Below are 2,831 nucleotides of genomic sequence, written 5' to 3' on the forward strand. Positions count from 1 at the left end.
CTATACGGCCCCGGTAATGTGGTTTCTAACACCGTTCCATTGCCAAATAATAAAAATGTTAAATTAAGAGGTCAGCGACATCCTAAATCCAAAATTGTGTTTGATAATAGAGGATTAGGTATTTTTGATGATATTGCACGATATGACACCGTGTTGCCAAGCGCTGAATTTTACAATAAAAGTTATCGAGGCCAAATGAAAATGGCAACTGAAGATTTACGAAGAGCTATCCAACGGGGAGAAGTAAATCCTGGGATATTTACACCAGAGCAGTTAAAAGCAATTAATGCCGGTAAATCTAAAATACCTGATTATATTTGGCATCATCATCAACATCGCGCTAGAATGCAACTGGTTCCAACAAAAGAACATTTAGAAACAGGCCACATAGGTGGCGAAGCATTATCTAAGGGGAAATAAATATGTTAGGATTAGTAAAAGGCAATGATCAGACTATTGGTTTTGTATATTATTGTTTACTATGTGGCGTTATCAATATGGATGAGGTCAATCGTTGGGCTGAAAAAGTCATTGGTGAAAATGAAGTGAGCGATTTACCCGATTATATTTTTGATTTGATTGATTTAAAAGGAACAATTAGAGATCTCCAAAGGTTAATTGATTTTTTCCCTAACTGGAGATGCACGAAAGCGCAAAGAAAGGCTATTTATGGCATAGCGGTCAAAAGAGGGGAAAAATTATCTCAAGACGATGTCTCATTTAATGAAGAACAAGCATTAGAAGCTTTAAAAAAACACCCAGAAGTCGAAAAATTGTTCAGAGAAACATTCCCTTTTATCGATTTTTAATTGTTTAATTCGCCAGCTTATATCTCTACCATAAGAATGGGTAGAATTCTCGCTAGCATGATGAGCAGAAAAGATTTATTTACTTTTCTGCTTTTTTTATGCGACTTTAAAAATACAGTATTGTGGCGCTACTGGCAATCGCCTAACCTTTTTTAGTGATAAACACTTTGAGTATGACCGCTTTGGTAACCTAATTGCCGAAAAACGCGGAAAAGACCACAGTCTAGTTACCCACTATGAATACGACTGCCGGCATCGACTTATCAAAGTGATTAAACCGACGGGGCTTATCATCACCTATACTTATGATGCCTTTAATCGGCGTACTAGCAAAACTGTGGATGGTAAAACCACCGAGTTTATGTATTCGTCTCATCCATGAGACTCACCCTTGCAGGGCCAACGCTAAAGCGTTGTTCAAATTTGTTCCAGACAAATTTGTGGCAAGGTAGTAAACTTATTGCCGAGACCGATAACGATAAACACTGGCAAAGCTACCTTTACGAGCTAGACTCTTACCGTCCCTTAGCCCTTGTGCATGGCAATGCGCAGCAAGATAATATCAAACTCTACTGGTACCAAAACGACCACCTCGGCACACCCATAGCCCTTACCGGCAGCTTAGGTGACACCCTCTACGAATGCCAGTATAATGCCTATGGTCAGATAATAAACGAAACCTACCATCAGGACGATACTCAAGCCTGCCCCGATAATCCGTTAAGATTCCAAGGGCAATATTATGATGAGGAAACTGGGCTTCATTATAACCTAAACCGTTACTACGACCCATTTACCGGCAGATATATCACCCAAGACCCACTAGGTATACAGGGTGGGTTAAATAGTTATCAATATGCCAATGGCGATCCGATAAATTGGATAGATCCGTTAGGATTAATTAAGGTTGAAAATAATGGGTTTGGGGGGGGTGTTGGAAAGGGGACGAATGGGAATAAAGTAGGAAATCTTGAACCAGGAAATCCAGCAAGTACAAGTATTTCAAGAGATGGCGATCGTTTGGTTTTAAATCAAGGGCAACTACCAACTTGTGGGCCGAACTCTTGCGCAATGGTTATGGACACTGCTGGACTGAAATATGATTTAGGAAAATTGGTCACAGATGCAAAAGTTACGACTAATGGTGCAAGAATGAATGACCTTGCTACAGCAATGCGTAACCAAGGATTATCCGATGCGAAGTTCACAGCAAAAATTTCAATTGAAGACTTGGCTTTAGCCACATCAAAGGGAAATCCTGTAATTGTAGCAATGAAATTAGATCGGGGTGGCCATGCTGTTGTTGTTGATGGTATTACAGTAAGAAATGGTCAACAAGTTGTTGCTATAAGAGACCCTGCATTAGGTCGACAATATTTTACCCCATTAAATGAGTTTAAAGAAAAATTCATGGGGCAAGCTATTATAACAAATTCCCCAAAATAATAAGGAATAGAAATGAATATTGATTTAAGTTGGTTATCCAGACAATCAGGAGGAAATAAATACCTTTTAGGATATTTATTTATATCAACAAAAAATAATGATCTGTTTGGTTTTATTTCGAATGTGAGTAACATTCAGGAAGTTAAAGAAAATAGAAAAATATTTCTAACAGAACAAGCTATAACTCAGATAATGGAGCAAGATGAAACTTTTGGAGCCTTAGTCGGCGGAGAGTTTTTATATTTTGCAATGCCTATTATTATAGAAGCTCTCAAAGTATTTCAAGTTGAAGATAAGATATATCTGGATAAAAATAGTATTATTATTCTGTATGAGAATGATGATACACAGAAAATCCTTATTTAAGGATAACCTCACCTAACAAGTGGGGATCTTTTTTTATTGGAATGGCAACACATATTCAAACAAAAAAATTAAGGGATAAGTGTTTTTTAAATTCAACAGAAAGCAAGTAGCCTAACGAAGAATGTAATCGATTATTATCATACCAATAGGCATAAGCCGAAAAAGCGCGTTATAACTCAGTCTCAGTCATTGACTGACTCAGCAAATAAA

General features: G+C 37.5%; 4 protein-coding genes. All 4 read left to right on the plus strand.

Translation table 11 applies throughout. The annotated features are described in order from the left end of the window. Positions 1-420 (plus strand): HNH endonuclease (locus A9G30_RS04685; RefSeq protein ID WP_218057722.1); only part of this gene is annotated, 420 nt, incomplete at its 5' end. 2 nt (positions 421-422) lie between these two features. Continuing rightward, positions 423-809 carry a hypothetical protein gene (locus tag A9G30_RS04690; RefSeq protein WP_065588207.1) on the plus strand — a complete coding sequence of 129 codons (387 nt, stop codon included), beginning with the start codon at positions 423-425 and terminating at the stop codon, positions 807-809. Between the two features lie 378 nt (positions 810-1,187). Continuing rightward, a complete protein-coding gene (locus tag A9G30_RS04695) occupies positions 1,188-2,255 on the plus strand; it encodes an RHS repeat-associated core domain-containing protein (protein WP_065588208.1) in 1,068 nt (355 codons plus the stop codon). A 12-nt stretch (positions 2,256-2,267) separates the two neighbouring features. Continuing rightward, on the plus strand, positions 2,268-2,621 hold the full coding sequence (locus A9G30_RS04700) for a hypothetical protein (RefSeq protein ID WP_065588209.1): 354 nt from the start codon (positions 2,268-2,270) through the stop codon (positions 2,619-2,621). Positions 2,622-2,831: the final 210 nt, after the last annotated feature.

The organism is Gilliamella sp. Fer4-1 (assembly GCF_001690515.1).
Classification (GTDB): domain Bacteria; phylum Pseudomonadota; class Gammaproteobacteria; order Enterobacterales; family Orbaceae; genus Gilliamella; species Gilliamella apicola_C.